We start from the raw sequence: 20,835 nt of genomic DNA on the forward strand, positions 1-20,835 counted from the left end.
AGGAGCGAGAGCTGCTCGAGGTGTAGCGAGCCGCTTGGAGCGACCCATGGGGAGGAGCGAGAGCTGCTCGAGGTCTCGTCCTCCCGGCAGTTCCGGGGCGGCAAAGCCACCCGGGGCGAGCCGAGGGGCCGCGCTCCGGCAGAAAACCCCTTTAGCCACACCAACAACACGGGCCACGCGGCTTTCGCTCATTTCGCCCGGCGTCTACCCTGGTGGCCCTATGTCTGACTGGCGGGACGACGACTTCGTCGACGACGACTGGGTGCCCAAGGCCCCTGGCGAAGGGGTCCGGGTGGTCGGTGAACCCGGCGTCGAGCTGCCACCGGAGCCCCCGGCGGCCGCACCCCGCCGCCCCGGCGGTCGGTTCCCGCTGCCGGGTGAGTCTGGTGACTTCTCCGAGGAGCCCGCGCCCCGGAGGCGGCGCCAAGGCCGTGACGACAGCTCGACCGAGCTGCCCCACTGGACCGAGCCGCCGACGGGCCAGTTGCCCCGTGTGCTCGGCGGCGCCCCCGACGACGACTTCGAGCCCTGGGCCCAGGTGAGCGGGCCCAGCGGCCCTCGCTTCCGCTCCGGCGGCGCCGACTGGTCCGACGGCGACTGGGCGGAAGGCGAGCTCTCCAAGGACGAGACCATGGGCGTGGGCGCGCTGGACGACTCGCTCGACCAGCACGAGGACGTCGCCCCGCCGCGTCGCGGTCGTCGCGGCCGCCGAGGGCGCAACGCCGCCCAAGACGCGCCGCCCGCGCCGCCGGCAGGCCCGGGCTCGTTGGAAGGCCCGCCTCAGGTCGGGCCCCACGACGGGTACCACGGCGGCTACGCCGACGGGTACGAAGGTGGCTCCGCCGAGGGCTACGAGTACGAGGGATACGAGGAAGAAGGCGGCGGCCCCGAAGTCGGGCCGCGCCTGATCACGGGGATCATCGTCGCGGGATTGTGCCTGGCTGCGTTCGCGGCGGGCGAGACCATCGCCATGATCCTGGTCACGGTCATCGTCGGGCTCTGCGCGTTCGAGCTCTACGCCGCGTTCCAGCGCGCCGGATACCAGCCGGCCACGCTCCTCGGTCTCGTGGGCAGCGCCGCGCTGGTGCCGCTCGGGTACGAGCAAGGCGAGCGCGGGATCATCATGGGGCTGTTCCTCGTCAGCGCGTTCACCTTCCTCTGGTATCTGTTCGAGGTCGTGCACGCACGCCCGCTCATGAACATCGGTCTCACGCTGCTCCCGGTGGCCTGGGTCGGCATCTTCGGCTCCTACGCCGGGATCTTCCTCGCGGATCCAGTCAACGGCACCGGCTTTCTCCTCGGAGTCGCGATCTGCGCGGTCGGCTCCGATGTCGTCGGCTACTTCGCGGGTCGGTCGATGGGGCGCACGCCGCTGCTGCCGCGCATCTCTCCGAACAAGACCGTGGAGGGGTTGGTTGCGGGCGCGGTCACCGCGGTGGTGCTCGGCGGCGTGGTGGGGAGCGTGCTGCACCCCTGGGCCGACAAGGGGATCGGTGCCGGGATTGTGCTCGGCCTCCTCGTGGCGATCACCGCGCCGCTCGGCGACCTCGTGGAGTCGATGATCAAGCGTGACCTCGGCGTGAAGGATCTCGGCGGGGTGCTGCCCGGCCACGGTGGCTTCCTCGATAGGTTCGACGCCATCCTCTTCACGCTGCCGCTGGCCTTCTACTGGGCTGCCCACCTGTTCACGTGACCCCGCGGCGCATCGCCGTGCTCGGGTCGACCGGCTCGATCGGCACGCAGGCGCTCGATGTCATCCGCCGTCACCGCCAGCACTACGAGGTCGTCGCGCTCGCGGCCGGTCGTAACACCGCGCTGCTCGCCGCGCAGGCCGCCGAGTTCGGCGTGGCCGACGAGCATGTGCGCGCCGCGCCCGAGCCCGACTCGCTGGCCGAGCTCGCCGCGTTGCCCGAGGTCGACGTGGTGCTCAACGCCGTCGTGGGCTTCGCCGGTCTCCCGGTCACGATCGCCGCGCTCGAGGCCGGCAAGCGCCTCGCGCTCGCGAACAAGGAGAGCCTCATCGCCGGCGGACCGGTCGTGAACGCGGCGCGTTCCCGGGGCGGGGGCGAGATCGTCCCCGTCGACTCCGAGCACTCGGCGGTGTATCAAGCGTTGCGCGGTGGTCGTCGCGACGAGGTCGCGCGCGTCATCCTCACCGCGAGCGGCGGCCCGTTCCGAGGCAAGACACGATCGGAGCTCGAGCTCGTGACCGTCGAAGACGCGCTCAAACATCCGACCTGGGACATGGGAGCGAAGATCACCATCGACTCCTCGACGCTCATGAACAAGGGTCTCGAGGTCATCGAGGCGCACGAGCTGTTCGGGGTCGACTACGACCAGGTCGACGTCGTCGTGCACCCGCAGTCGGTGGTGCACGGCATGGTCGAGTTCACCGACGGCGCCACCGTGGCCCAGCTCTCGATGCCCGACATGCGCCTGCCGATCGGGCTCGCCCTCGGCGCCCCCGATCGGCTCGACGAGCCCTTCGGCGCCATCGACTGGACCGCGGTCGGCTCATTCACGTTCGAGACCCCGGATGTCGATGCTTTCCCGTGCCTCCCCCTCGCCTACGAAGCCGGTCGCACCGGCGGTGGGGCGCCGGCAACGCTCTCGGGCGCCAACGAGGTGGCGGTGGCCGCATTCCTGGATCGACGGATCCCGTGGCTGGGTATCGCTGAGGTGAACGCGACCGTCCTCGCCCAGGGTTCGGGGAACATCACCGACGTGGCCGACGTTCTCGAAGCGGACCGCGTTGCCCGTGAGCGCGCCCGCCACGTCGTCGAGCAGATCGAGCATCGGACCGCAGCGTGAAGGACCCCCTCGAAGAAGCGTCTGCCGACGTCAACCGGCGCGGCGCCGCGCTCATTCTCCTCGCCATCGTCGTGGGGCTCGTCGGGCTCGCGATCTTCCGGCCGGGCAGCCGCGACGCGCTGGCGATCATCTTCGGCATCGTCGTGATGGTGATGTTGCACGAGGCCGGTCACTACTTCGCCGCGAAGCGCACCGGGATGAAGGCCACCGAGTTCTTCCTCGGGTTCGGCCCGAAGCTCTGGTCGTTCAAGCGCGGTGAGACCGAGTTCGGTGTGAAGGCAGTCCTGCTCGGTGGCTACGTCCGCATCGTCGGGATGACCAACATCGAGGAGGTCGACCCGGCCGACGAGCACCGCACGTACCGGCGCGCGTCGGCCAAGAACCGGTTTATCGTCGTGATGGCCGGAGTCACGGTAAACGTGCTTCTAGCGCTGGTGCTCTTCTTCGCGTTCTACGCGGGCGGGGGAAAGATCCCCGACGGCCCCGGTACGCGCGTGCAATACGTTGTCGACAACAGTTCGGCCCAAGCCGCCGGCTTCCGCCCGCGTGATCGCATCGTGGCCCTCGACGGCACGCCCGTGCGCGGATGGGACGCCCTTGTTCGTAGGATCGAGGCGAGCCCGAACGAGCCCACCATGTTCACCGTCGTGCGCCGCGGTGAGCGTATGGAGCTCGAGGCCACGCCCAAAGCTCGTAACGGCCAAGGCTTCCTCGGCATCGCTCCGATCTACGAGTCACACACCGTCGGCGTGCTCGAAGCTGTTCCCGAAAGTTTCCGCACGCTCGGTGACGTGACTGCCGGCACCGCGACCGGGCTCGTCAACCTCTTCTCACCCGAAGGCATCTCCGACTACAGCAAGAACTTCACCTCGGATGCCCCGAAGGCAGGTTCACCGGAGGCGCAGGCGCGGCCGCGTTCGCTGGTGGGCATCGTCGATACCGGCAGCGACATCATCGACGGCGACATCCTCAAGCTGCTGTTCCTGTTGGGTGCGATCAGTCTCGTGCTGGCACTCTTCAACACGCTTCCGTTGCTGCCGTTTGACGGAGGCCACGCGGCGATCGTCGTGTACGAAGCGATCGCGTCGAAGGTGAAGGGTCGGCGCGTGCAGGCCGACTACCGCAAGCTCCTGCCTATGACCGCGGTGGTGCTCGCGATCTTCCTCACGCTCGGGCTCAGTGCGATGTTCCTCGACATCCGCGACGCCATCGGTTCCTAGCCTGCACGAGATCTTCAAGTTCGCCGGCAGGAGTCTGTCGTCGTCGTCCCCGTAGGCTGGTCGTCATGGAGCCGCGCCGCAAGACCCGCCAGGTGCACGTCGGCTCCGTGGCGATCGGCGGCGACGCGCCAGTCTCGGTGCAGTCGATGACCACCACGAAGACCGCCGACGTCGACGGCACACTGGCGCAGATCTACGCCCTCGCGGCGGCGGGCTGCGACATCGTGCGTTGCACGTGCAACGAGGAGGCGGCGGCCGAAGGGCTCGCGCAGATCGTGCCCCGCTCGCCCGTGCCGATCATCGCCGACATCCACTTCCAGTACCGGCTCGCGCTCGCCGCGATGGAGGCGGGTGTGCACGGGTTGCGCCTCAACCCCGGCAACATCCGCAAGCCCGACCAGATCAAGGCGGTCGCGGCCGAGGCGCGCGACCGCGGTCTGGCCATCCGCATCGGTGTCAACGCCGGCAGCCTCGACCCCGAGATCTTCGAGCGTCATGGTGGCGCCACACCAGAAGCGCTCGTGGAGTCGGCCGTGCGCGAGCTCGCGTATTTCCAGGAGGTCGACTTCGACGACGTGAAGATCTCGGTGAAAGCGTCGAACGTCGCCCTGATGATCGATTCCTACCGTCTGCTCTCGGACACCGTCGACCACCCGCTGCACCTCGGCGTCACCGAGGCTGGGCCACCGCCGGCCGGGTTGGTGAAGTCCACCGCGGGCATCGGCGCGCTGCTGGCCGAGGGCATCGGCGACACGATCCGCTTCTCGCTCACTGCCGATCCCGTCGAGGAGGCGCAGGCCGGGCGCACGCTGCTCGAAGCCATGGGGCTGCGCGAGCGCAAGGGCCTGGACCTCATCGCGTGCCCGAGCTGCGGGCGCGCCGAGGTGGACGTGATCAAGGTGGCCAAGGATGCGCAGGCTGCGCTCGAGGGTCGCAAGATCCCGCTCCAGGTCGCGGTGATGGGCTGTGTTGTGAACGGGCCCGGCGAGGCGCGCGGCGCCGACCTGGGGATCGCGGCCGGGCGGGGCAAGGGCCACCTGTTCGTCCGCGGTCACGTGGTGCGCGTGGTGCCCGAAGCCGAGATGGTCAGCGCGCTCGTCGAAGAGGCCGAGCGCATCATGGAAGAGGGGATCGACGCGCGCATCGCTGCGGCCGACGTCGACGCCGAGCGCATCGCCGCCGAGACACGCGAAGAGCTCCTCCAGATCCAGGGCACCGACGCCAACCACGACCAAGAGAAGATCGAGAAGATCCGCGAGATCGCCGAAGGCTGACGTGGCACCGAGCATTCGGCCCCTCGATGACCACGACATCGAGGCGGTGGTGCAGCTGTCGCTACGGGCGTGGGCTCCGAACTTCGCGTCGCTCGAGCAAGTGATGCGTGCCGACATCTACGAACGGCTCCATCCGGACTGGCAGGTGGATCAGCGCCGAGACGTCGAAGCAGCGTGTGCGGCGCACGACGGACAGGCGTGGGTGGCCAAGGTCGACGGCAGTATCGGCGGGTTCGTGGTCGTCGAGCTGCATGAGCAGCAACGACTCGGCGAGATCTTCATGCTCGCGGTCGACCCTGATCACCAGCGCAGCGGTGTCGGAGCGGCGTTGACTGAGTTCGCGCTCGGGTGGATGAAGGGCGAGGGGATGACCGTCGCGATGGTCGAGACCGGCGGCGATCCCGGACACGCGCCAGCTCGGCGCACATACGAGCAAGCCGGCTTCGAGCTGCTCCCGATCTCCCGGTACTTCAAGCCGCTCTAGGAGATCAACCCCGGGCCAGCATCTTGTCGCGCCACCACTTGTGTGCACCGCGAACCATGCCGGCGTCGAGGCGCTCGGCGCGCAGGCGCTGCTCCAGCGTGGCGTCGAGCGGGGGGATGTTCCCAGCGACCCAGGCGATCATCCGATCGGCCAGCTCCGGGTTGCGCGCCAGCACGGGACCGTGCAGGTAGGTCCCGATGACTCGCTCCGCCAGCATGCCTTCGGTGCCGCTGCCGTCACCGTTGCCGCCGCCGGCGAGCACTTCGCCGAGGGGCGTGAGACCGGGCCCGAGTGTCGTGCGTCCGCCGTGGTTCTCGAACCCGGTGAGCGCATGTGGTGGGCCGAACTCGCCCCACGCGTCGTTGGTCATGGGCTTGGCGACGATCTCGCCGATCAAGCGGGGCGCCCCGGCTCGAGTCTCGAGGTCGACCATCCCCATGCCTTCGAGGATCTCGCCGTCGGCGGCGATGTAGCGGTGACCGATGAGCTGGTATCCGCCGCACACCGCGAGCACGACGGCGCCGTTGGCGTGCGCGCGCTCGATGCTGGGCTTGGACTCTCGCATCCCGGCCGCGGCCATCTCCATGGGGTCGTCTTCGCCGCCACCGAAGATGTACACGTCGAGTGAGTCGGGGATGGGTTGGCCCGCGTCCACCTCGACGAGCTCGGCCGGGATGCCCCGCCAGCGCGAGCGCTGGACGAGCACGACCGCGTTGCCGCGGTCTCCGTACGTCCCGAGAAGCTCGGGATAGATCAACCCGATCCGCACGGCGGAGTCGCGGGTGCTTGGGGTGCTACTCACTGCCGGCTCCGAACTTCCGGTACAGCGCGGAGAACTGGGTGTACGACGCCACGATGTGCACCTCGTCACCCTCGAGCTCTTGCGCAGCCGCGATCGGATCACGCTCGATCTCGTGCTCGACCTCCGCGTAGCGAAGGCGCACCGCAACGTCCAGGCGGCGGTCGCCGGCGGCCGCGGCGTGCTTGCCGCGCAGCAGCTCGTACGGCACGTCCCACAACCACGAGGGGTCCTTGCCGTCGGCCACCCGCGCGTTCACCGCGATCACGACGGCCGTGTTGCGATCGTGCAGGTAGCGGAGCACCTCCGTCCAGCCCGCGGGGTTCTTGGCGAGCAACACCCGAGCTTGGCGTCCGTCGCCGATCGGCACCGACATGTACCGGCCCGCGACGCTCGTGACGCTGCTGAGGGATCGAGCGGCCGTGCTCGGGTCCACCCCGAGATGGGCCGCCGCGGTCACGGCCAGCGCCGCGTTGCCGAAGTTCCACCTTCCGGGGAGCGCGACGTCCAACGGGATCCTGGTGTCGTCGAGGACCAGGTCCGTGCCGTCGAGACGGTTCGGCGTGTCGGGCTGGACGAGGTCGCATCCGGGGCAGTCGAAGCGGTCGGTCGACCACTGGAGCAGTGCGCCGCACTGCGGGCAGGTCGCGGCGTCGGATCGCCAACCGATCCCGAGCGCAACCCACGTGACCTTGGCCGGCGTCGCAGCCCAGACCACATGTGGGTCCGACGCGTTCGCCACCACCGCGAGCGCGGCATGCGCCTCGGTCGTGCGCCGCCACGACTCGCTCACGGCGTGCACCTCGCCGTAGCGATCGAGCTGATCGCGGGAGAGGTTGCCGAGCACGAGCAGCTCAGCGTCCAGCGGGTCCACCATCCGGGGGAGGACGCGCTCGTCGACCTCCAGCACCGCGTCGCCATCCCCGTTCGCTTTGGCGAGCGTCGGCGCGATGCCCGAGGTGAGGTTGGCGCCCGTGGAGTTGGTGGTGACCGTGCGGCCGGCGGCCGCGAGCGCGGTCGCGAGGAACCGGGTCGTCGTCGTCTTGCCGTTGGTGGCCGAGACGAGTGTGACCCGTTGCCCGTGAGCCAGCTCCTCGAGCGCCTGGGGCGCGATCTTGTTGATGACCCGGCCGCTGATCGTCGCACCCTGGCCCCGGGTCAACGTGCGCGACAGCCATCCGGCCAACTGGCCCGCGGCGATGCCGATCCGAGTGCGGGCCGACCGCTTCATGACCGCCCGCTCATGACCGGCGCTCGAACCAGTACACGTCGACGCGGTAGGGGAAGTCGAGGTCGTCGGCGTCGACCGCATCGATGATCGCGCGCACCTGGTCAAGGACGACCTTCTGTTCCTCCGGCGTCTTGACGGCGATGTGGCTCGACGTTGCCATCCGCGCCACCAACTCCTCGCGCACGCCGCCACGAGGTGCCGTGTGGGTCTGACGGAACGTGGTGCTGTGAACGTCCCCGAAGTGCTGCGAGTGGCGTAGGGCATCGTGCAGCCAACGGTCGTCGAGGTGGTTCTTGAGCCACTGTTCCGACGCGTCCTGCGCCATCACGTCGCGTACGTCGCGAACCCATGCGACGGAGTCGTCCCAGCTGTTCCAGATCACACCAACGCGCCCACCAGGTACGAGCACTCGGTGCAGCTCAGCGAGCGCGCGGTCGAGGTCGAACCAGTGGAACGCCTGTGCCGCCGTGATCGCGTGGAGCGTGCCGCTGGCGAACGGCATGGCTTCGGCCAGCGCGTTCACGGCGGGAACCTCGGGGAGCTCTCGGTGCAGGATTGCGAGCATCTCCGGCAGCGGCTCCACGGCCACCGCGTCGGCGCCGTTGCCCACGAGGAGACGGGTGAACTTGCCGGTGCCCGCGCCGAGGTCGCACACGGTCGCGCCGGGTGTCACCCGGCAGTGCTCGAGGAGCCACGCGACCGCGTCGGCCGGATACGACGGTCGGTACTGCTCGTACTGCTCCGCGGTGGCGCTGAACCCCCGCGCGGCGACGTCCGGGACACCACTCGTCACACGTGGATGTTGCCAGACGTGCTCAGGCGTGCAGGCCGCACTCCAGCTTGCCGGTGCCAGCCCAGCGACCGGCTCGGGGGTCCTCGCCGTCGGCGACGGGCACCGTGCATGGCCAGCAGCCGATCGAGCCGTAGCCCCGATCGTGCAGCGGATGGCGCGGGAGCTCGCGATCGGCCTCGTACTGACGGACGTCGTCCTCGGTCCACGTGGCGATCGGGTTGACCTTCACCATGCCGCGGCCGAGGTCGAACGACACGATCGGCGCGTTTGCCCGCGCCGGCGTCTCTGAGCGCCGCAAACCCGACATCCACGCGTTTTTGCCTACGAGCGCGCGCTCGAGCGGACCGACCTTGCGGGCCGCGCAGCAGGTGTCGATGTCGGTCTTCCAACGGTCATCGGGGTCGATGGCGGGTCGGACGATGTTGAGGTTGAGGTCGTAGCGCTCACGCACGTGCTCCACGTACCAGAGCGTCTCGGCGAAGTGGTACTGGGTGTCGAGGAATGCCACTTCGATCTCCGGCGCGACCTGCATGGCGAGGTCGAGCAGCACGCAGTCCTGGAACGACGACGCGAGCGTGACTTCGGGACCGAAGGTCTCCCACGCCCACGAGATGACCGACGTGGCCGGCGCCGTCTCGAACTTCCGAGAGACGGCCGCGAGCTCGGCGAGATCGAGCAGCTCGCGTGGAGTGTCGAGGTCCTCCTCGGTGGTGACCGGCAGCGCGCTCACGTGGCGCACTCCGAGTCGCCGACCGACGCCTCGTACGGGCCGGTCTCGTCGAAGTCCACGTAGAACTCGGGCCGGTCGTCGGGTGCGGGGAACTCATCGAGGTCCTTCAACCCGTCGCCGACGCTCTTGGCGCCACCGCTGCGGTCGAGCCAGTCGGTGAACGTCTCGCCCGCCGACCGTTCGCCCGCGAACCGACCCACCACCCGTACGACGGCCTCGGCGGCCGCCTTGGCGGGAACCTTCGTGGCCTTCTCGCCGAACGCGATCTCCATCTGCCCGACGCGCCCGCCGAGCAGCATCTGATAACCCGGCGCAGAACGGCCGTGCGCGCGCCGCTCGAGCCCGCAGAACCCGATGTCGGAGATGTGGTGCTGGCCGCACGAGTTGGTACAGCCGGAGATGTTGACGCGCACGCCGCCGACCTCGGCCAGCCCGGCGTCGTCGAGCGCACGACCGATGTCGGCGGCGAGCCCACGCGACTGCGTGACTGCGAGGTTGCAGGTGTCGGCACCCGGGCACGCCACCACGTCACGAGCGAGCTCGGTGCCCGCTTCGGCCATGTCGAGTGCAGCCAACCGCTCGTAGAGGGTGGGGAGCTGCTCCTCGGTGAGGCCGCGTAGCACGAAGTTCTGCCGGTTCGTGATGCGGATCTCGACGCCGAAGTCCTGTTGCACGGCGGCGAGCCCACGGAACTGTGCGGTGGTGATGTCACCGAGCCGGCAGTACGCGTACGCGCTCACGGTGCCGTTCGCCCGGCCGCGCACCACGTTGGCGAGCTCCCACTTGCGGTACGGGTCAAGACCGCTCAACTCGACGGGCACGCCGTCGGCCGGCGTCGTGCTCATGCCCGCGGGCGCGTCGCCGTGCTCGGCGACTGGCGCGGGGATGCCGCCCGGATACGTGGCCGAGGCGATCAGGAACTTGCGCTCCTTGACGATCCGCTCACGCAGCTCGTCGATACCCATCGTGTCGACGAGCCACTTGAGGCGCGCCCGCAGCTTGTTGTCGCGGTTGCCGTGGTGGTCCTGCACGCGCAGGATCGCCTCGATCGTCGGCAGCAAGTCGTCGCGGGAGGTGAACTCCTCGAGCGCCTGCGCCGGATGGGGGTTGGCGCCGAGCCCACCCGCCATGAACACCCGGAAGCCGGGCTCCACGCTGCCGTCGGGCAGCGGTCGGCTCACCGCGATCACACCGACGTCGTTGAACATCGCTTGACCACAGTCGGTGGCGCAGCCCGAGAAGTTGATCTTGAACTTGCGCGGGAGGCGCTGCGCGATCGGGTTGCGCAGGAAGAGGTCCTTGGCGGCCTCGGCCCACGGGCTGATGTCGAGCACCTCGTAAGGGCACGCGCCGGCGAGGTGGCAGCCGGCAACGTTGCGAACGGTGTCGCCGCACGCCTCGCGACTGGTCATCCCGACCGAAGCGAGGAGGCGCAGCACCTCGGGCGTCTGCTCGAGCGCGACGAAGTGGAACTGCACGTTCTGACGAGTGGTGAGGTGACCCCAGCCGCGCGAGAAGTTCTCGGCGATGTAGCCCATCATCTCGAGCTGGTCGGGCTCGACGCGCCCGTAGGGGATCTTCACGCGCAGCATCTGGTGGTGCCCGCCTTGGCGTTGGCCGTAGACGCCCTGGTTCAGGCGGAACACGCGGAAGGCGTCCTCGTCGATCTCCTCGGCGAGGTAGCGGCGCACGCCGTCCTCGAAGCGATCGAGCTCGGCCTCGATCTCGGGCTCGAGCGGGCGGACGCGCAGAGAGGTGACGTCGATGCTCATGACGATTCCTGCTTCATTGGTCGACTTCGCTTCGCCCTCCCGGCCATCCGGCCAGGGCAAAGCTGCGTCTCGTTCAGATGGTGAGCGGAGGTGGTGCTGGACACGCGCGGCTCCCGGGAAGAGGGGGTGGGGAGGCGGGGCGCGGGCGCTGTGTTAGCGGGCGCGACCCGGGAGAGCGCGACGACACATCTCGTCATGCATCTCGTGCGGCGTACGGCCCATCGAGATCGATGGCGCACCGCGGTCCCGGATCACGAGAGCCAGCGTAGACACTCCAGCCGTCAAATACCAGCAGAGAGGTCGTATTTGTGGCCCCGGCGGAAGCCCATATCCACAGCCCCTCGCCGGGTGGAGCCCTAGCCTCGCTGCGATGCGGATGTCCCGGCTCTTCCTGCGCACGCTGCGGGACGACCCGGCCGGTGCCGACATCGCCAGCCATCGATTGCTGCTGCGGGCCGGATGCATCCGGCAGGTCGCGAGCGGGATCTACGCCTGGCTGCCCCTGGGTCAGCGGGTGCTGAGCAAGGTCGCCCAGATCGTGCGCGAGGAGATGGACGCCGCCGGCGCCCAGGAGATGACGATGCCGATCACGCAGCCGCTGGAGCTGTGGGCGACCACGGGTCGTGACGAGGGGTACGGGCCGCTGATGTTCCGCCTCGAGGACCGCAAGGAAGCGAAGTTCTGCTTGTCGCCGACGGCTGAAGAGGTGATCACCACCATCGTCGCGGGCGAGTACTCGAGCTACCGCGACCTACCGGTGAACCTGTACCAGATCAACTGGAAGTACCGCGACGAGCTGCGTCCTCGGTTCGGGCTCCTGCGCGCACGAGAGTTCCTCATGAAGGATGCTTACTCCTTCCATGTCGACGCCGACGATCTCAACCGTGCGTATCAAGACATGTACGACGCGTACTCACGCGTGTTCACGCGCTGTGCCCTCACGTTCCGAGCGGTCGAAGGCGAGTCGGGCGAGATCGGTGGAGACGTGAACCACGAGTTCATGGCCATGGCCACGGTAGGCGAGGACGACGTCGTGTGGTGCCAGAAATGTGACTACGCCGCCAACGCGGAAGTTGCGCGTCGGGGCGTGACCGAGGCGCAGAACGACGAGGAGCCCGCGGCCCGCGAGACGGTGCACACCCCCGGCATGCCGGGCATCGCCGCTGTGGCCGAGCACCTCGGCGTCCCGGCCGATCGGCTCCTGAAGTCGATGGCGTTCGATCTCGACGGTGAGGTCGCGCTCGCGCTCGTACCCGGTGATCGCGACATCAATCCTGCCGCCCTGGCACAGGCGGTGGCACCGCGCTCCGCCCGGCTGTTCGAGGACGAAGACTTCGCGGCCCACCCGCAGCTCACCAAGGGCTACATCGGTCCGGACGCGCCGGGCGTCGCCCTCGTGATCGCCGATCCACTCGTCCGTTCCGGACCGTGGGTGACTGGCGCCAATGAGATCGACCACCACGTGCGCAACGCGGCCCTCGGCCGCGACTTCGAGGTGGCCGAATGGGCCGACCTCGTCACGGTTGTGGCCGGGGACCCATGTCCTCGTTGCGGCTCGCCGTTGTCGATCGATCGTGGCATCGAGGTCGGGCAGGTGTTCCAGCTCGGCACGAAGTACGCAGAGGCGCTCGGCGCGCTCTACACCGACGAGGACAGCGAGCAGCATCCGATGGTCATGGGTTGCTACGGCATCGGAATCTCGCGGATCGTGACGGCGGTCGTGGAAGAGCACCACGACGAGCACGGCATCACCTGGCCCGCGGCGCTCGCACCGTACGACGTGCATCTCGTTGCGATCACCGGCAAGGGCAAGGACACCGGTGCGGTGACCCAAGCGGCCGACCAGCTCTACGACGAGCTGATCGCCGCAGGCGTCGCTGTTCTCTACGACGACCGCGACGCGAGCCCGGGCGTGAAGTTCGCCGACGCCGACCTGTTGGGCATGCCCGTCCGCTTGACGCTCGGCTCCAAAGGCGTCGCTCGCGGCATCGTCGAGCGCCGCAACCGCAAGACCGGCGAAGACGACGAGCTTCCGCTCGCATTGGCGGCCACCGCATTACGCCACTAACTACGAACAGGTATCGGCCACGGCGAAGAGGATGAAGAAGAGGGCGGGGACGGTGGCAGCGCCGAGGACGTAGCCGCCGATCCTTCCGGGCTTCGTCCCTCCCCGCCACACCGCGATCAGACCGACCAGCGGGAGCAAGAAGGTCAAGTAGTCGCCGACACCGACGTCATAGTCAGTCGAGCTGCTGAAGGCGATCCCGGTGAGCACGGAGCTTGCGAAACCGAGCAGGAAGGTGGCGCGGATCCGCTTCTCAGGAGGGCGCCTCCACAGGACGGGAAGCGCGATGCATCCGATGTACGGGCCGATCACGATGAGGACCAAGCTGACGCGGAAGGCCTGCATCTCGTCGTTGAAGCCGCACCTTGCGAACCTGTCGAGGCTCACGTGCCAGACGAGGGCACCGACTCCGAGCGCGAGACCGAGGATCGCCCAGAACGCCAGGATGCGCAGCCGCTCGGCCTCCGCCCGGTCCACGCGGCAAACCTAGGGCGCGACCTCGGCCCGACGTCACCCGTGTCAGGAGCACGTTTCGAGGAAGTAGGTGATGAGCGACAGCATGATCGCGAGGCCGGTCGTGAAACCGAGCAAGTAACCGCGGAGCTGTCCGGGCTCGGGCGGTCGCCGGGCGCGCCACACGAACCACACCACGAACGGCACGACCAGGGACACCTCCGGGTCCGACAGCTCGAGTGCTTCGTCCCAGACAGCCCAGACGATCCCACCCAGAACGAAAGACGCGGCCCCGACCCAGAACCCCGCGACCGGACGAACCTCGGGGCGGCGCCTCCAGAACAGCGGGAACGCGAAGCAACCGACGAGTGGCCCAAAGACGACGAGTGTCCACGCGACCCGCGTTTGGAGTATCTGAGCGCTGGTCCCGCACAAGTCTTCGTCGAAATGCACGAACAGAGCGATCCCGATCGCACCCAACGCGACCCCGGCGATCACGCTCCACAGCAGCCCGCGCTGGCGTTCCCGCTGCGCTATCTCCACACAGCAAACCTAGGTGTCTGGGATCCTCCACGGACTCTTCACACCATCTGCACAACCCGTCCATAGACTCCCGCGCGTGTACGTGCTCCTGGGCAACGGGCCCTGGATGGCGTGGAATGCGTTCCTCGCGCTGATCCCGCTCGGGTTCGCGGTCTTCTTGTTCACCGGCCCGCGGCGAGCGCACCACCGCCCCCTCTGGTGGCTCGGCGTCGTGGTCTTCTTCGCGTTCCTCCCGAACGGTCCGTACGTGATCACCGACCTGATCCACTTGAAGCACGACGCGCTCGGCTTGCGAGGGAACGAAGCCGCGAACTTCATGCTCGCCTTCCAGTACGCCGCGTTCATCGCGGTCGGGCTCGCGGCATATGCCGGCTCGCTGGAGCTGCTACGGCGGTACGTACTCAGCCGAGGATGGACGCGCTCGCGCGCATTTGTACTCGAGCTCGCACTGCATGCGATGTGCTCTGTGGGAGTGCTGCTCGGACGGTTTGCCCGCTTCAACAGCTGGGAGCTCGGGACCCGGCCCGACGACATCGTGGGTCACGCGGTTTCACGCCTCGACCGCCCGGCGAGCTGGCTCCTCCTGTTCACGACGTTCGGCGTGATCACAGCCGCAACGTGCTTCCTGCGGTTCACGGCGACGGGATTCGTGGGCCTGTGGCACGGTGCTCGTCGCGACTGACCCGAGCAAACGATTCATCCCACCGTGACCGTCGAGAGGAAGAAGGCGGTCGCGAATCCCGCTGCCGTGGCCAGGCCGACCGTGGGGCCAGCGTCTTCGAACGCCACGGGGATCATCGTGTCGGCGAGCATCACGAGGATCGCGCCCGCAGCGACCGACTGGAACGCGGCGATGACCTCATTCGAAGCGCCGTCGAGGAGCGCATATCCGGCGCCTGCGGCGAGGGCGCTGATCGCAGCGATCGCGGCCCACCGGATCATGATCCGGCGTGGGTCGTGCCCGGCGTCGCGCAACAACGCGGTCGCGCCGATCGCTTCGGGCATGTTCGAGAGGAACACCGCGCCGATGAGCGAGAGCCCGATCTCCTTCCCGCCGATCAGGCTGATCCCGATCGCGATGGACTCAGGGATGCCATCGAAGACGATGCCGAGCGTGATCGCCGACGCCTTGGCCTCGGCCGAACCTCGTCCGGGGTGTTTCCTGTGCGCGCCACCGCGACGGTCGAGCGCGCGGTCCAACGCGAAGTAGCCGCCCGAGCCCAGAAGCAGACCGGCCCCCACCGCGCCCGGACCGCCGATTCGGTAGCCGTCGAGCGCGAGCTCGAGGCTCACAGCGCTGATGAGCGTGCCCGCACCGAAGCCCATGACGAGGCCGACGAACCGTGGCTCTCCGAGGCGCGGCCAACCCAGCACCGCGCCCGCGCCGACGAGGAGTGAGGAGCCGGCCCCGAGCCCCCACAGCATTGCTTCGATCACGCAGACTGAGTCTCGCGCCGGCGCGGTGTTGTGGCAGGGTCTCGCACGTGCGCCTCCCGGTCACCCCTCCGGTGTCGCCGATGCTGGCCAAGCTCACGCGCGAGCTGCCGACCGGTGACGCCTGGGCTTACGAGCCGAAGTGGGACGGCTTTCGCTGCATCGTCTTCCGAGACGGTGACGACGTGGAGCTGGGCAGCCGCAACGAGCGCCCGCTCACGCGCTACTTCCCCGAGATCCTGGGCCCGCTCCGCGATGCATTGCCGCCGCAGGCGGTCGTCGACGGTGAGCTCGTGATCGTCACCGAGGACGGACTGGACTTCGATCTGCTCTCGCAACGCATCCATCCCGCGGAGAGTCGCATCAACAAGCTCGCCGCCGAGATACCGGTGTCGTTCGTGGCCTTCGACCTGCTCGCCGAGGGCGACGAGGACCTCCGAACGTCGCCGTTCTCCGAGCGACGGGCGCGCCTCGAGAAGATCCTGAAGAACTCGAAGACGCCCGTGCACCTCACGCCGCTGACCACCGACCCGGCGGTCGCCGAGCAGTGGTTCGATCGCTTCGAGGGTGCTGGCCTCGACGGTGTCGTCGCCAAGCGACTCGACGACACCTATCAGGAAGACAAGCGAACGATGGCGAAGGTGAAGCACCTGCGCACCGCGGACTGCGTCGTCGCCGGATACCGCGAGCACAAGGACGGCGCGGGTGTGGGTTCGCTGCTGCTCGGCCTCTACGACGAGTCGGGGGATCTGCATCACGTCGGCGTGGCCAGCAGCTTCGCGGCGCCCATGCGCAAGGAGCTGAAGGCCGAGGTGGCGCCGCTGGAGAAGGACGCGTTGCGCGACCACCCGTGGAAGGAGTGGGCCGACGCGCAGGAGAACGCGGGCCGCATGCCAGGGGCCGGGAACCGGTGGAACGCCAAGAAGGACATGTCGTGGACCCCCTTGCGAGCCGAGCGGGTGGCCGAGGTGGCGTACGAGCACCTCCAGGGGGATCGGTTCCGCCACACGGCGCGCTTCCAGCGTTGGCGTCCCGATCGCGACCCGTCGTCGTGCACCTACGCTCAACTCGAGTCCCCGGTTCCCGTCGAGCTCAAAGAGGTGTTTGGGGTCTGATGCATCGGGTCGTGCAGTGGGGCACGGGCAACGTCGGGCGGCTTGCGTTGCGCGCCATCATCGAGCACCCCGACCTCGAGCTCGCGGGGGTGATCGTCCACAGCCCCGACAAAGTCGGACGCGACGCGGCTGAGCTGTGCGTGCTCGACACGCCAACGAGTGTGCTCGCCACGGACGACGTCGACGCGTTGCTCGCCGCGCAACCCGACGTCGTTTCGTACATGGCCACCGGAGATCTGCGTCCGGGCGAAGCGGTGCGTGACCTGTGTCGGGTGTTGCGCTCGGGAGTGAACGTGGTCAACACCGCGGTGGTACCGCTCGTGTACCCACCCGCGGCCGACCGCCGTCAGGTGGAGATGCTCGAGGCCGCGTGTGTCGAGGGCACCGCGTCGTGCTTCACGTCCGGGATCGATCCCGGTTTCGCCAACGATCTCTTGCCACTCACGCTCACCGGCATGTGCTCACGCATCGAATCGGTGCGGATCCAGGAGAACCTCAACTACGACACGTACGACCAGGCCGACGTGCTCTTTGGCATGTTCGGGTTCGGCAAGCCGCTCGACGAGACGCCGCTCATCCTTTCTCCCGGTGTGCTGCGCCTCACGTGGGGGCCGACCGTGCAGCTCATTGCCGACGCACTGAATGCCACGCTGGACGACATCGCCGAGGTGCACGAGCGGCTCCCTGCACCCGACACCTTCTCGATCCCGACGGGCACGATCGAAGCCGGGACGACCGGCGCGCTGCGATTCGAGGTGCAGGGCATCGTGAACGGGCGGCCGGCCATCGTGCTCGAGCACGTGACGCGTCTGCGTGACGACCTCGCGCCGGAGTGGCCCGCGCCGCCGAAGGGTGGTGGCTACCGGATCGAGATCGTCGGTGACCCGTGCTGGACGATGGAGCTCGGGATGGTCGGTGCCGACGGCGACCACAACACCGGCGGCCTGCTCGCGACGGCCATGCGCTTGCTCAACGCGATCCCGGCGGTCTGCGCGGCGCCTCCAGGCCTACTGACGCCGACCGATCTCCCGCTGATCCCGGGTCGAAATCTCCTGCGCTGACGCGGGGCGCTACGCGGACGTTGTCGTGACCCCGGCTCGATAGCGCTCGACGCGCAGCTCTTCGATGAGACGACCGAGGAGGCCGGCGTTGCCTTCGACCGCGATGCGACCGAAGTCATTCTCGGTGCAGCGCTCTTCGGCGCCGTAGTTGCCGCTCACATAGGGCTTTTGCAGCTCGGTGGGGCACGGTCCTGGCGTCACGACGATGGTCACGAAGAAGTCGTCGCCGTCGGTGTACTGAAGCTCCATCGGGTTGAGCGACTCGTCGATGTTCAACGCCGACTTCGCCAGCTGCACACCAGTTGTTGGCTCCGGCTTGGGTCGGTGAAACGCCAGCGGGCCGTTCGGCGTGAGCACGGGAAAGCCATCCTTCGTCGTATACCCGTCGAGGTGGCGCGCCACGAGCTCGCGCTCCCGCTCGGAGAGCACGTCTGCCTGGACGAAGACGGTCCACTCATCGAGGTGGACGACGAGACCTCTCATGGCGTCGAGCGCCACATCCGCGCGGCCGGGCATGCCGGCGTACGTCCGCACCGGCTGCTGCGCCGGCTCGCGCCCCGGCGCGAAGTAGAGCTGCACCAGGGTCTCATCGTTGAGCAGCAACGATGCGCGCGGTTGGATCGTCCAGCGGTCGGGGTGGAGGTCCGACGGAACGACGAGATCGGCGCGACCACCATCTGTGAACGTCAACGGGATCACCGCGTCGCCGCCGCGGACCTCGGTCTTCGCCTTCGGCCCGTGCACGGAGCGCGTCCGCTTCAGGCTGCCCGGGCATCGGACCGGTGTCCACTCCAAGAAGAGCGAACAGATCGTGGCGCGAGCCACGACCCACGACCCGTCGACCTTGTGCGCCACGCCCGTCCAACCGGTGACCATGTAGTAGTCGACGTACACCTCGAGGTACACCTCGGCATCGCCTTCGTGCACTCGCGCCGAATCCACCGCGAGCTGGACCGAATTGAAGCGGATGTCGACGACCTCCTCGAGCGCGTCGAAGTCGCGCAACGTCTTCCGGAGATTGGAACCGTCTTCCACGGCGCCGAGCCGCTCGCTCATCGGCAACGACTCGTTGAGCACACGCCCGTATGCGGCGCGGATGTCATCGACAGGGCCACCAGACACATCCGCCCCGCTGGCGGGGCTCGTGCCAACGAGCGCGACGACGATCGCGCCCACAACGAGTGCTCGCTTCATACGTGGACGACGCACGGCGGAGCCGACGCGTTGCCCCATCACCCTTGCTTCTTCGTGGCTTTCTTGGCCTTGCTCGGCTGGACCCGCCGGGGTTCGCCCTGTTGCTTCGGGAAGTGCGGGGGCCACGGCTCGTCGCCGAGGCCTTCCTTCTGGTCGCGCGCCGCGAGGTCGAGCAGCGGTTGGAGCGAGAACGGGTGATCGTCGATGGCGGCCGACGGGTCGCCGCGCTCCGCGTACCGGGCCGGGACCGTGGCGATCGTCAGGTCGGCGGGGTCGACGTCATCCACCTCCGGCCACTCGATCGGGCACGACACGCGGCCTTCGGGGTTGGCGCGCACCGAGTACGCCGAAGCGACCGTACGGTCGCGGGCGTTCTGGTTGTAGTCGATGAAGACACGCTCGCCCCGCTCCTCCTTCCACCACTTCGACGTGGCGAGTGTGGGCGCGCGTCGCTCGACGGCGCGAGCCAGCGCCAAGGCGGCGCGCCGGCATTCGAGGAAGTCCCACTGTGGCTCGATGCGCACGTTGATGTGGATGCCGCGTGAGCCCGATGTCTTCGGATACCCGACGTAGCCTTGCTCGTCGAGCACCTCTCGTACCAGCCGCGCGATCTCGCGGACGGTCTCGAACTCCACACCGGGCTGCGGATCGAGGTCCACACGCAGCTCGTCGGGATGGTCGACATCGTCGCGGCGTACAGCCCACGGGTTCAGGTCGATGCACCCGAGGTTGGCAGCCCAGACCACGTGGGCCACGTCGATCGGGCACAGCTCGTCGGCGTGGCGCCCACTCGGGAAGGTCACGCGCACCGTCTCGATCCACTCGGGCCGGTGTGGGGGCACGCGCTTCTGGAAGAACGGCTCCTCCATCGCGCCATTCGGGTAGCGCTTCAGGACCGTCGGGCGCTCCCGGACTCCGCGCAGCGCGCCCTCACCGACGGCTACGAAGTAGCGCGCGAGGTCCAGCTTGGTCTCGCCACGCGCCGGGAAGAACACCTTGTCGGGGTTCGTGATGCGCACGACGCGCCCCGAGACTTCGAGCTCGGTCGACGGCGTGGCCATGGGCTCAGGCTACGTGTGAGCGCCCCCGAGGCCCGGCGGCGGCATGCCGTCGCCGTCGCCGTCGCCGCGGGCCCAAAGTGCCCGGTCAGGCCAATAGTCGCAACGATTCGACCTGGTATCATGGGATGTCGGTTCGGCTGGCGAGGCGACCCCCCGGTCGCTGGCGACGTGGGCGCTGCCCACGTCGTTTTTTTCGGGAGAAGGAGGGTGAGACGCGATGACGGAGCGTCCTCAGCCTCTCGTCGAAGCCGTCGAATCGGGCCTGGCCGGTCTCGATCTCCACGTCTACGACGTCGAGATCCTCGGCAACGGGCCTACCCAGATCCTGCGGGTGACGATCGATCGCGATGGCGGCGTCGACCTCGACGCGATCACCGCGGCCACCGAGGCACTCTCAGGCGTCCTCGACCACGACACCGCCGCTGCGTCGGCCCTGCGCGGCTCATACACCCTCGAGGTGACGAGCCCAGGGCTTGAGCGCGCCCTGCGCACGCCTGAGCACTTCCGCCGCGCGGTCGGCGCCATCGTGTCGGTGAAGACCGGCTCGGGCGCCGACGCCCGCCGTCGGCGGGGCACGCTCGTCGCCGCGGATGACGGCGGTTTCGACCTCGCCGCCGACGACGGCACCAGCGAGCACCTCGCGTACGACGAGGTCGTCAAGGCGCGCACCGTCTTCGAGTGGGGCCCGGAGTCCAAGCCGAAGCGCAAGGGCAAGCGCGCTTCCAGGCACAAGGTCTCCTCATGAATACGGAACGCAGCTGCGCACAGCCCCACGTGGCGGGGACGGCCGCGAGG

General features: G+C 68.6%; 20 protein-coding genes. 10 read left to right on the forward strand and 10 right to left on the reverse strand.

All coding sequences use genetic code 11. From position 1 onward, the window contains the following. Nucleotides 1–220: 220 nt before the first annotated feature. The 5 genes from WEE69_03790 to WEE69_03810 all read left to right on the forward strand — a co-directional run bounded on the left by WEE69_03790 (nucleotide 221) and on the right by WEE69_03810 (nucleotide 5,789). A complete protein-coding gene (locus tag WEE69_03790; GenBank protein MEX1144410.1) occupies nucleotides 221–1,693 on the forward strand; it encodes a phosphatidate cytidylyltransferase in 1,473 nt (490 codons plus the stop codon). Continuing rightward, on the forward strand, nucleotides 1,690–2,811 hold the full coding sequence (dxr, locus tag WEE69_03795; GenBank protein ID MEX1144411.1) for a 1-deoxy-D-xylulose-5-phosphate reductoisomerase: 1,122 nt from the start codon (nucleotides 1,690–1,692) through the stop codon (nucleotides 2,809–2,811). The genes WEE69_03790 and dxr overlap by 4 nt, the downstream gene beginning before the upstream one ends. Continuing rightward, nucleotides 2,808–4,031, forward strand: coding sequence for a M50 family metallopeptidase (locus WEE69_03800; GenBank protein MEX1144412.1), 1,224 nt, complete (start codon nucleotides 2,808–2,810; stop codon nucleotides 4,029–4,031). The genes dxr and WEE69_03800 overlap by 4 nt, the downstream gene beginning before the upstream one ends. 65 nt (nucleotides 4,032–4,096) lie before the next feature. Then, nucleotides 4,097–5,305 (forward strand): flavodoxin-dependent (E)-4-hydroxy-3-methylbut-2-enyl-diphosphate synthase, encoded by a 1,209-nt coding sequence (gene ispG / locus WEE69_03805; GenBank protein MEX1144413.1) that lies wholly within the window; start codon nucleotides 4,097–4,099, stop codon nucleotides 5,303–5,305. A gap of 1 nt (nucleotide 5,306) precedes the next feature. Then, nucleotides 5,307–5,789 carry a GNAT family N-acetyltransferase gene (locus WEE69_03810; protein ID MEX1144414.1) on the forward strand — a complete coding sequence of 161 codons (483 nt, stop codon included), beginning with the start codon at nucleotides 5,307–5,309 and terminating at the stop codon, nucleotides 5,787–5,789. 4 nt (nucleotides 5,790–5,793) lie between these two features. On the opposite strand, the gene WEE69_03815 is transcribed toward WEE69_03810, so the two are convergent. Genes WEE69_03815 through WEE69_03835 form a run of 5 tightly spaced genes read right to left on the reverse strand, consistent with a single transcriptional unit; the run spans nucleotide 5,794 to nucleotide 11,114 of the window. After that, nucleotides 5,794–6,591, reverse strand: coding sequence for a glutamine amidotransferase (locus WEE69_03815; GenBank protein ID MEX1144415.1), 798 nt, complete (start codon nucleotides 6,589–6,591; stop codon nucleotides 5,794–5,796). Further along, nucleotides 6,584–7,819: a MurT ligase domain-containing protein gene (locus WEE69_03820; protein MEX1144416.1), complete on the reverse strand. Its 1,236-nt coding sequence runs from the start codon at nucleotides 7,817–7,819 to the stop codon at nucleotides 6,584–6,586. Before WEE69_03820 ends, WEE69_03815 begins: the two co-directional genes overlap by 8 nt. 10 nt (nucleotides 7,820–7,829) lie before the next feature. Beyond that, on the reverse strand, nucleotides 7,830–8,612 hold the full coding sequence (locus WEE69_03825; protein ID MEX1144417.1) for a methyltransferase domain-containing protein: 783 nt from the start codon (nucleotides 8,610–8,612) through the stop codon (nucleotides 7,830–7,832). A 22-nt stretch (nucleotides 8,613–8,634) separates the two neighbouring features. Further along, a complete protein-coding gene (locus tag WEE69_03830; GenBank protein MEX1144418.1) occupies nucleotides 8,635–9,342 on the reverse strand; it encodes a phosphoadenylyl-sulfate reductase in 708 nt (235 codons plus the stop codon). After that, on the reverse strand, nucleotides 9,339–11,114 hold the full coding sequence (locus tag WEE69_03835; protein MEX1144419.1) for a nitrite/sulfite reductase: 1,776 nt from the start codon (nucleotides 11,112–11,114) through the stop codon (nucleotides 9,339–9,341). The genes WEE69_03830 and WEE69_03835 overlap by 4 nt, the downstream gene beginning before the upstream one ends. Nucleotides 11,115–11,484: 370 nt before the next feature. Here WEE69_03835 and WEE69_03840 point away from each other — a divergent pair, with 370 nt between their 5' ends. Then, nucleotides 11,485–13,182, forward strand: a complete 1,698-nt coding sequence (locus WEE69_03840) for a proline--tRNA ligase (GenBank protein MEX1144420.1) — start codon at nucleotides 11,485–11,487, stop codon at nucleotides 13,180–13,182. On the opposite strand, the gene WEE69_03845 is transcribed toward WEE69_03840, so the two are convergent. Together WEE69_03845 and WEE69_03850 are read right to left on the reverse strand one after the other, a co-directional pair. Continuing rightward, nucleotides 13,183–13,656 (reverse strand): hypothetical protein, encoded by a 474-nt coding sequence (locus tag WEE69_03845; GenBank protein ID MEX1144421.1) that lies wholly within the window; start codon nucleotides 13,654–13,656, stop codon nucleotides 13,183–13,185. It abuts the gene before it with no gap. A 42-nt stretch (nucleotides 13,657–13,698) separates the two neighbouring features. Further along, complete coding sequence (locus WEE69_03850; GenBank protein ID MEX1144422.1) at nucleotides 13,699–14,175, reverse strand: hypothetical protein; 477 nt, start codon at nucleotides 14,173–14,175, stop codon at nucleotides 13,699–13,701. Between the two features lie 76 nt (nucleotides 14,176–14,251). Here WEE69_03850 and WEE69_03855 point away from each other — a divergent pair, with 76 nt between their 5' ends. Beyond that, a complete protein-coding gene (locus tag WEE69_03855; protein ID MEX1144423.1) occupies nucleotides 14,252–14,857 on the forward strand; it encodes a DUF1361 domain-containing protein in 606 nt (201 codons plus the stop codon). A 14-nt stretch (nucleotides 14,858–14,871) separates the two neighbouring features. On the opposite strand, the gene WEE69_03860 is transcribed toward WEE69_03855, so the two are convergent. Next, nucleotides 14,872–15,612 carry a ZIP family metal transporter gene (locus WEE69_03860; protein ID MEX1144424.1) on the reverse strand — a complete coding sequence of 247 codons (741 nt, stop codon included), beginning with the start codon at nucleotides 15,610–15,612 and terminating at the stop codon, nucleotides 14,872–14,874. A gap of 47 nt (nucleotides 15,613–15,659) precedes the next feature. Here WEE69_03860 and WEE69_03865 point away from each other — a divergent pair, with 47 nt between their 5' ends. Next, a complete protein-coding gene (locus WEE69_03865) occupies nucleotides 15,660–16,724 on the forward strand; it encodes an ATP-dependent DNA ligase (protein ID MEX1144425.1) in 1,065 nt (354 codons plus the stop codon). Continuing rightward, on the forward strand, nucleotides 16,721–17,785 hold the full coding sequence (locus WEE69_03870; GenBank protein ID MEX1144426.1) for a hypothetical protein: 1,065 nt from the start codon (nucleotides 16,721–16,723) through the stop codon (nucleotides 17,783–17,785). The genes WEE69_03865 and WEE69_03870 overlap by 4 nt, the downstream gene beginning before the upstream one ends. Before the next feature lie 9 nt (nucleotides 17,786–17,794). Here the strand turns inward: WEE69_03870 and WEE69_03875 are convergent, their stop codons facing one another. After that, nucleotides 17,795–19,018 carry a hypothetical protein gene (locus tag WEE69_03875; protein ID MEX1144427.1) on the reverse strand — a complete coding sequence of 408 codons (1,224 nt, stop codon included), beginning with the start codon at nucleotides 19,016–19,018 and terminating at the stop codon, nucleotides 17,795–17,797. Further along, the gene (gene ligD / locus WEE69_03880; protein ID MEX1144428.1) at nucleotides 19,018–20,040 is read right to left on the reverse strand and encodes a non-homologous end-joining DNA ligase; all 1,023 of its coding nucleotides are present in this window, start codon (nucleotides 20,038–20,040) and stop codon (nucleotides 19,018–19,020) included. Before ligD ends, WEE69_03875 begins: the two co-directional genes overlap by 1 nt. Before the next feature lie 217 nt (nucleotides 20,041–20,257). On the opposite strand from ligD, the gene rimP reads away from it, so the two are divergent. After that, nucleotides 20,258–20,785, forward strand: coding sequence for a ribosome maturation factor RimP (gene rimP / locus WEE69_03885; protein MEX1144429.1), 528 nt, complete (start codon nucleotides 20,258–20,260; stop codon nucleotides 20,783–20,785). Nucleotides 20,786–20,835: the final 50 nt, after the last annotated feature.

The sequence above is a fragment of the Acidimicrobiia bacterium genome (assembly GCA_040881685.1).
In the GTDB taxonomy this organism is placed as follows: Bacteria; Actinomycetota; Acidimicrobiia; order IMCC26256; family PALSA-555; genus SHVJ01.